The organism is Marinobacter koreensis (assembly GCF_023156285.1).
Classification (GTDB): Bacteria; Pseudomonadota; Gammaproteobacteria; order Pseudomonadales; family Oleiphilaceae; genus Marinobacter; species Marinobacter koreensis.
In genome coordinates this window covers 354,298-362,499 of the sequence record NZ_JAKZAJ010000005.1, presented here as the reverse complement: position 1 = coordinate 362,499, position 8,202 = coordinate 354,298, and the positions used below count along the sequence as shown (strand labels likewise).

Below are 8,202 nucleotides of genomic sequence, written 5' to 3'. Positions count from 1 at the left end.
TTTGAACCCGACAAACCTGCCTGGACAAAGAACTGGCAGGAACCCAAGGATTACTGCCAGTGGGTTGGCGAACTGGCTGACCGGCCCGTCGATTTGCCGACCGAAGCCCAGTGGGAATTTGCGGCGCGGAATCGGGGGCAGAATGTTTTGTATGCGACGGACAATGGGAAAATTGAGCAGGGACGAAACTACGTGGCAGATGAAGATCGCTTCCACTCAAAGCCTGTCGGCAGTTTCCCGCCAAATCCGCTGGGGTTATATGATTTGATGGGTAACGTCACCGAATGGGTTAATGATTTCTACTCAGTAGATTATTATCGGAAAAGCCCCGAAAGAAACCCCATGGGTCCCGACTATGACGATGTCCACGTTGTGCGAGGTGGCACATTTATCGATGCGCCAGAAGGCAATACAACGACCTTCAGAGGTAAACACAAGCCACTCCAGTTCTACTCAGAACTGTACGGTTTTCGCTGCAGAATCTCGTCGTCCATTACTAGCACGACCCTCTCTGACAGTGAAATCGACGCCATCCAGACCCGGGTAGAAGACCGTTACCCCGACCTCTCGTCCAGCAAACAACAGCAGGTCACCGAACTGGTGGTTCGGGCCCTCGACAACATGGTCTTCATCGAGGGCGGCAGCTTCATGATGGGCGAATTCAAGGTGCCCTGTGAGCCCGGATCCGATCAGCTCTGCATGAGCGATTTCGACCGGGACAACGATTTCGCCCACAAAGTCGTCCTGGACGACTATTTCCTTGCAAAATACGAGACGACAATATCCGACTTTGATTTATTCCGCGAGATTCAGGGAAAAGCCCCTTACAAGAGAATGTTACGCAAACGTGAGCACAGGAAAGACTGGTTTGATCCAAACAAGCCTGCTTGGACCAAGAGTTGGCAGGAACCCAAAGACTACTGCCTTTGGGTCGGCGAACTGGCAGGCCGCCCCTTCGACTTGCCAACTGAAGCACAATGGGAATATGCGGCGCGGAACCGAGGCCAGAATGTGCTCTATGCCACCGATACAGGGAAAATCGATCTGGGTGAAAATTACCCTTCAGACAAGCTGTCCTCAATCACACGCGCCGTCGGCACGTACCCACCAAACCCACTAGGTCTATATGATTTAATGGGCAATGCAACAGAATGGGTCAATGACCTCTATTCGGAAGATTATTACCATAAAAGCGCCACCAATAACCCGAAAGGTCCCCTCCATGGTGAGTCCCATGTTGTTCGCGGAGGCAGCTTCATAAATGCTCCTCCCGCCAACACTTCAGTTTTTAGAAGGCATCAAAAAACTCTCGAGTTTTACTCCAACCTAGTCAGTTTTCGGTGCGGTATCAATAATTAAGCTATCGAAACGGGATCACCATATTTTTTGTTATATGCCATTATTTTTTGTCGGATAAGATTCCAATCTTTGGGAGCAGCGGTCGGAAGCCAATCCAGTTCACAAGCTGGGTAATCGCTGGGACTAGTTCTTAGCTCATGATTAATCCAGTAATGACATAAAGAAATTCCGCTAGGTCGATATATGAGAAAAAACTCGTGCCTTCCCCAGTTATTTCTCCCAAGACTCGAGTTTCCGCAGAAAGATCATATAGCCCCAGCGCGTCCTTCGCTGACTGCAAGATCGGCAGGGACAGGCCAGCGGGGATCAGCCGGTTTTCCGCTTGCTGCGACGAGCGGGGAGACTCTTGTTCATCCCTTGTGACTACCTTTTTGCCGGTTGGCCTACCAGTGTAGGCCCGTTCAAGGTGATGCAATCGTAATGTGCCACCGGGACGCCGAATCGGGTTTTTGGTAAACTGAACCCCGAAAAGGATATCTGTTAACAGGAAATGGAGTTTCCATGCATCGCGTCTCAGCGCTTCTGCTGGCACTGTCGCTTGCCGGCTGCAGCAGTTCATCGTCCATCACCAGCACAACCCTCTCCAACAGCGAAATTGACGCCATCCAGGCCCGGGTCGAAAGCCGTTACCCGGACCTCGCCTCCAGCAAACAACAGCAGGTCACCGAACTGGTGGTTCGGGCCCTCGACAACATGGTCTTCATCGAGGGCGGCAGCTTCATGATGGGCGAATTCAAGGTGCCCTGTGAGCCCGGATCCGATCAGCTCTGCATGAGCGATTTCGACCGGGACAACGATTTCGCCCACAAAGTCGTCCTGGACGACTACGCGCTCGCCAGGTACGAAACCACCATGGCCGACTTTGATCTGTTTCGGGAACTGCAGGGAAAAACGCCCTATGAACAGGACCTGAGGGAGCGCGAAGACCGGCAGTACCTGTTTGAACCCGACAAACCCGCCTGGACAAAAAACTGGCAGGAACCCAAAGACTACTGCCTGTGGGTTGGCGAACTGGCCGACCGCCCCGTGGATCTTCCGACAGAAGCCCAGTGGGAGTTTGCCGCACGGAATCGGGGGCAGAATGTTTTGTATGCGACGGACAATGGGAAAATTGAACAGGGGCGGAATTACGTCCGTGAAAACAAAAGACGATATACCCAAGATGTAGGACGCTTTCCGCCTAATCCACTTGGTTTATACGACCTTACCGGGAATACAGGAGAGTGGGTAAATGATTGGTATAGCAAAAACTATTACCGCTCAAGCTCCACCCACAACCCCAAAGGCCCTACAAATGGAACCAGCAAAGTCATTAGGGGCGGTGATAACAGAAGCACCCCATCTACTAACACCACACTAAACCGTCATCACGACTGGGAACTCAACGACTTTTATATTATGCAGGGTTTCCGATGTTCACTATCAAACTAAACGACAGTAATCTTTTCTGCATACCTCTGTTCGTAAGCAAGTAGCTTCTCTCGAACGCGATTCCAGTTTTTCCTCACGCTGGAAGGTTTCCATGCAATATTTTTTGGCGGCATGTCTTCAGGTGCCACAGCTAATTCTGAGTGGACCCACTCATGAAACTGCCGAAGCTGATTGTCCCCTACTGAATACCCATCATCTAATATTGCACAAATCTTTTCTAAGGATTTCATTGCGTTACATGGCGATCCGTCTGCGGTCATGTGCTGAAGGACTTCGAAGAACTTTCGCCACGTTGTTACATGTGAAAGGATGAATATCAAGGCCCTCTCCTGCTCTTCTTCGGCAGACTCAAAAAATGAGTGTAAGAGCGTGTGGCACAAAATGCCCATTGTTTCTGGCGGAAGGCTATAGAGTGTTAGGGAGCCGTCGTCGCCCTCCAAAACATTTTCTAGTCGACCTGAGCGAATTCTAGCAGCTAAAGTTTCCGCCTCATCTTTCAATTTACGACGCTGGTCCCAAGCCTCATACAATTTTTCCAAAGGCTGATTAAACCAATCGGCAGCTTTGCCTAAATCATTGGTAAGTGAAAGATAAAGATTTTGGGACCAAAGGCGGAACAAGTCGCCATCAACATTAGCAAGGTACGAATAGTCCGTTTGTGAAAGAGCAGAAAACACGGCTCGGCATAGATTCCAACAGTTACCCAGTTCCACCGTAGTCCCAAAGCTTCCGCTCGCCCCCGGACCAAACACCAACCGACCGCTACACTTCATAAGGATATTGGTTCGGTCAATTTCCAATCCAAAATCCATCCCGGCCCCAACACCCGCCGCAACAGTCGCCCCTGCCTCGATCTTCAGCAGCTCCTGCCAGTTTGCATTGGTATTGAACTGCTCATCCGGATGCACCCAGCTGAACTTGCCACTGACGGCACCACCGGCTTCGGCGCCGGCGAAGGCGTTGCCGGAGACCGATAGCCCGGCATTCGGATCAGGCTTGATACTTTTTTGATCGGAGAGGAGAAAGGTCGCCGCACCGGTACTCAGCCGGGCATTGGCTTCACCGCCGGCCCGGCCGCCAACAAAGCAGTTGAGTGTAATGTCGCCGGAGAGACGAAAGGCACCGAACGCCAGGTCCGACAATTCCCCGTTTCGATTCCGGAAGGTAAACCGGCAGTCCCAGCCTGCCTCGTCGGGCACAAACACTTCCGCCAGCTTCGCCTCGGCTTCGAGTAACGCCATGGACGCGCTGGCCCGGGTGCCGATATCGATTTCTCCGGTGCTCAAATCGAAGTTATTGACACCGGCACTGGCCTGCATGGCAAATCGCATGAGCTGCGCCTCGGCGCCTACCTGAAGCTGGTTCTCGGAAGGCGCCTCACCCTTGCTGGAATTCCAGGTCAGTTTCGAATGTTCCTTGCCCAGGAGATAGAAATCTTCTTTCGCTTCTGCGAATTTGACTTCGATATTGCCGATGGGGCTCTTGGCCGCATCGGTCTTCAGATCGTCCCGGATCTTGCCGATCAGCTCCCGCGCTGTCGCCGACTTGTTGCTAAGCATATCCGCCATGGCCCGGGTTTTACGGACGTAACGGATCGAGGCATAACTGGCCAGGATCCTCCGATAAACCCCTTTCCGGACGTAATGCCAGCGACCGGGGCGGCTGAATACCATGATCTCGATAATGCCCGCCTCAACGCGGTTACTTCGGCGCGGGTCAAAGTCGCGGGACTGGACGCCCTGGCCACGGACGCCCCGGTTCGTATCCGTCTCTTCCAATTGGGCCTGAAGCGCCTCTCGTTGTTTTCGAAGCATAGCGAGGCGCCGGTTTCTGGCCGTGGTCAGGATTTCCTCCCGCTTCTCGTCGTCTGCGCTGATGGCCGACCAGATATAATCCGTATCGTAGTCATCGAACCAGCGGATCTGCTCATCTATGGCGGCAATCCGGGAACGAATCGGGGATACCTTGTCCGGTTCCTGTTCTTCCTGATCATCGGAGTCTGGCTGGATCACGCCTTTTTCCGCCGCCTTGATCATCCATTGACGTTCGGGCGATGGCTGGTCGCTCCCTGGATCCTGAGCTTTGTTCTGGGCGGCCCGGAACTCGGCCATCAAGGCATCCATCTCCTCGATTTCCCGATAGAGCTCTTCGGCCGCGGCATCCGGCAAGGCGAGGCACCAGGCCTCATCACCCGCCCCCATTTCATGAATGATGTCCGCATATTCCGTGCGACAGGCTTTGGCCGCGCACTCGGAAGACGCCGGTTGCCCGGCGGTCTTTGGCTCCGGCATCGCAACGGCCCCTGAAGACGACGGTGGAATCGACAGGGTCCACCCGGCCTCGATGTGATCCGCATCTTTAATTCGGGGGTTCTCGGCCCTGAGCGCGGCAATGCTGACCTGATGGTCGCGGGCGATGGCCGACAGGGTATCTCCGGACTGTACTTCATAGTGTGGCATTTGCATTCTCCATGGCGCCTTCCATGGCGCTCAATCGATAACCGGGGGTCTTGGATTCATCTTCAAGAAACACGGAGTACGGTGAACGACGGTGAAACCCGGCCCCCTGCCGGATGGCGAGTCGGAGCCAGCGCTCCAGGTAATCGCTCTGACGAAAGCCGGCTTTATGGGCTTCCTGCAATCGGGTCAGGATCCAGGCTGTGGCCGATACATCCTGCGGCAATACCGATTCATAGTGAGCGCGATATCCCCTCGCTTCGGCCGCCAGCCAGTAGCGTGTCGTTGCCTCGAGCCTGTCGAGGGATAAACGGGGCAGTGGGCGATCTCCGGGCGCCGGTTCGTGGGGATCCGGCATCGCTGTACGCCAGGTGTGGCTGTCATACCAGAACCAGTGCGATCCGGCCGCAAGGATGGCCTGGCGTTGCCTGTCGCCCACGGCACAGAGCAGTGGTCCAAACCAGCGGGGTTCATGCAGGCGCAGCAGGTGCCCGTCCACCGGCACGCCGTCGTGAATGCAATGACTGATATGTGCATGAAATTCGTCCATGGACCAGTTTGTCCGGACCAGCAACCCGCTCGGAACAGTCACCATGCGTTCAATCAATGCATTCCGGAATACCGGTGCCTGTCGCAGATCCAGGAGCACCGGCCCCTGCTTCCATTGCGGAAACCAGGGCGTGTTCTGGAAGAGACTGAGCCACTGGACCGATTCCCCGATCATCGCGTCGTAGATGCACTGCAGGGATTGCTCGTCCGCGGCCAGGTCAACAATGGCAAAATCCGCTGCATCGGGTAAGGAAACCGGGGGTGCCACGTGTTCAAGAGTGTTGATGCAGTCTGCAGCGTCCATGCTCATCGTAATCACATTCCGAAAGGGATAGCGCGCCTTGCTGGGCGGCCTCGGCCAGGAGTTTTCCGCGTTCATCCGACAATGCCGGTGGAACAAACCCCGCGGGCGCCGCAAGGTCTCGGGTTGACGTCTGGGCCAGGTCCGGCGATGCACCGGAAACCGGCTGGTCAGAGTGAATGGATTGGGGCGCCTGGGGCTCCCTGGCCGCCTGCCCCGCGCCACTCCCCGGGGCGCCGCCCGAGTTGATGCGAATAGCGGGCCCGGAGATGGTCACACCACCGGGATCGATTTTCAGGAAACTGCCACCGGCTTTGAGTGTGATTTCGGCCCCCGCTTCAATCACAACCTTGATGCCGGCCTGGTGATGGATCTCGGAACCTGCCTCCACCAGCTGGCTTTCGCCCAACCGACTGTGGAGACTCCCATTCGCGATCAGGCTGTAATCGCCGCCGACCCGCGTGCGGTGTTCACCCTTGACGGTGTCATGCCTGTCGCCGCCCACCTCACTGAAACGGTGATTGCCCGTCGTAACGTGGCTGTCGTTACGGACCACCTCGGTCCGATTGTTTTCGGTCACCAGATCCAGATCCTTCTGGGCATGGACAAAAACCTGTTCCTGCCCTGCTTCGTCCTCGAATCGCAGTTCATTGCTGCCTTCGCCCTTGTGGGTCCGGGTTTTCAGTACGGTCCGGGTTTTATGTTCGGGCAGTGTGTAGGGGGACAGATTGGTGGCATGATGGGTTCGGCCGGTAATAATCGGCTGGTCCGGGTCGCCATCGAGGAACGAGACAATCACTTCATGACCGATTCGGGGAAGCGCCATGAAACCGTATTGGCCACCGGCCCAGGCCTGACTGACCCGAAGCCAGGCACTGCTGTTTTCGTCGTTGCCGGCGTACCGGTCCCACGGGAACCGCACTTTGACCCGTCCGTACTGATCACAGTGGATTTCTTCACCCTCGGGGCCGGTGACGATGGCGACCTGGGGACCATCCATCAGAGGGCGATGTTCACACAGCGGTCGCCAGGTCCGATCGGAGGGAATGGCGTTGAAAAAATTATGGTAGCGGGTGGGCTCCGAGCCCCCTTCTTCCTCAAGGGCCTGGGGCTGGTGCCCCGAATGAGTCACCGCCGTGATCAGCCAGTCCTGATTCAGACGCTCTTCTTCGTGGTCCGTGAGAGCCACACGGGCGCCCGGGAAAAAATCCGCGCGATTACTCTCACCCCGGGCGGTGCAGGCATCATTGCGCAGTGCATCCCGGCGGGCCGCAGCGAATGGCTGGCCGCTGGCATCGGCCTTGTAGCGCCCCGGATAATCAAAATGCTGATAATCATGCCGCGAGTTCGTTGTGCCCGAGCGCTCATGCATCAGGGCGTATGCGGGGTTCCGGAACGTGTAATCCTTGAGCACAACAGACGCCGCCCGCACCCGCTCACGGTACTCAAAGCGGAATACGCAGGGGGTCCGAACGCTTCCGCCGGCACGGGCGTTGTAGGTTACTGGTGACAGTTCCGGTGCATTGCCATGATGATCGGCGAAAATCAGGCCCGGTGCCGTATCACCGTCGACGTCACCATGCTGGTAGCGGTAATGCCAGCCTTCTTCGGCCGCAAGCCGCTCCACGAACGCCAGATCGGTTTCCCGGTGCTGTACGCAATACTCCCGTTCGGATGGCTGGCGCTTGAGATCCATCACGGCATCGACGATCCCCCGTTCCTCCAAGAGGGTCCGGACGATAGCGTCCGTCGCCTGGCCCTGGAAAATCCGGCTGTTGTGCATCAGGCCAAGACGCCACAGGGCCGGCTGGAAGACAACTTCGTACCGGGTCCGGTGATGGCCACTGTCGCCCCGGGCAAATTCGTTGATCACGCCGGTGAAACGACGCAGGGGCTCACTGTCCTGCCAGACCACGAGATCCACGGGCTGTTCCAGAACAGACTCGGCGGTTACGCGGGGATCGGTACTGGCCAGGTCGATTCGGCCGAGGAAGAGTTCGGAGAGCGCCTCCGTCAACGTAAAGCCGACGACGACGAAATGATCAGGGGCAAAGTCACCGACACGGGCGGTGAACTGCAGTCCGCTTGCATGGGGCATGTCTTCAA

General features: G+C 56.2%; 5 protein-coding genes. 2 read left to right on the top strand and 3 right to left on the bottom strand.

What is annotated here, in order from left to right; translation table 11 throughout:
* Both MLD04_RS15490 and MLD04_RS15485 read left to right on the top strand, forming a co-directional pair.
* On the top strand, positions 1 to 1,359 hold a 1,359-nt coding region (locus MLD04_RS15490; protein WP_248160341.1), incomplete at its 5' end, for a formylglycine-generating enzyme family protein.
* Between the two features lie 501 nt (positions 1,360 to 1,860).
* The gene (locus MLD04_RS15485) at positions 1,861 to 2,790 is read left to right on the top strand and encodes a formylglycine-generating enzyme family protein (RefSeq protein WP_248160340.1); all 930 of its coding nucleotides are present in this window, start codon (positions 1,861 to 1,863) and stop codon (positions 2,788 to 2,790) included.
* Here MLD04_RS15485 and MLD04_RS15480 read toward each other — a convergent pair.
* From MLD04_RS15480 to MLD04_RS15470, 3 genes are read right to left on the bottom strand one after another with little or no spacing between them, the layout of a single operon-like run.
* Complete coding sequence (locus MLD04_RS15480; RefSeq protein ID WP_248160339.1) at positions 2,787 to 5,249, bottom strand: LysM peptidoglycan-binding domain-containing protein; 2,463 nt, start codon at positions 5,247 to 5,249, stop codon at positions 2,787 to 2,789. The two genes, MLD04_RS15485 and MLD04_RS15480, sit on opposite strands and share 4 nt — an antisense overlap.
* Positions 5,236 to 6,105, bottom strand: a complete 870-nt coding sequence (locus MLD04_RS15475) for a DUF4123 domain-containing protein (protein WP_248160338.1) — start codon at positions 6,103 to 6,105, stop codon at positions 5,236 to 5,238. The genes MLD04_RS15480 and MLD04_RS15475 overlap by 14 nt, the downstream gene beginning before the upstream one ends.
* The gene (locus MLD04_RS15470; protein WP_008937535.1) at positions 6,068 to 8,194 is read right to left on the bottom strand and encodes a type VI secretion system Vgr family protein; all 2,127 of its coding nucleotides are present in this window, start codon (positions 8,192 to 8,194) and stop codon (positions 6,068 to 6,070) included. Before MLD04_RS15470 ends, MLD04_RS15475 begins: the two co-directional genes overlap by 38 nt.
* Positions 8,195 to 8,202 lie beyond the last annotated feature (8 nt).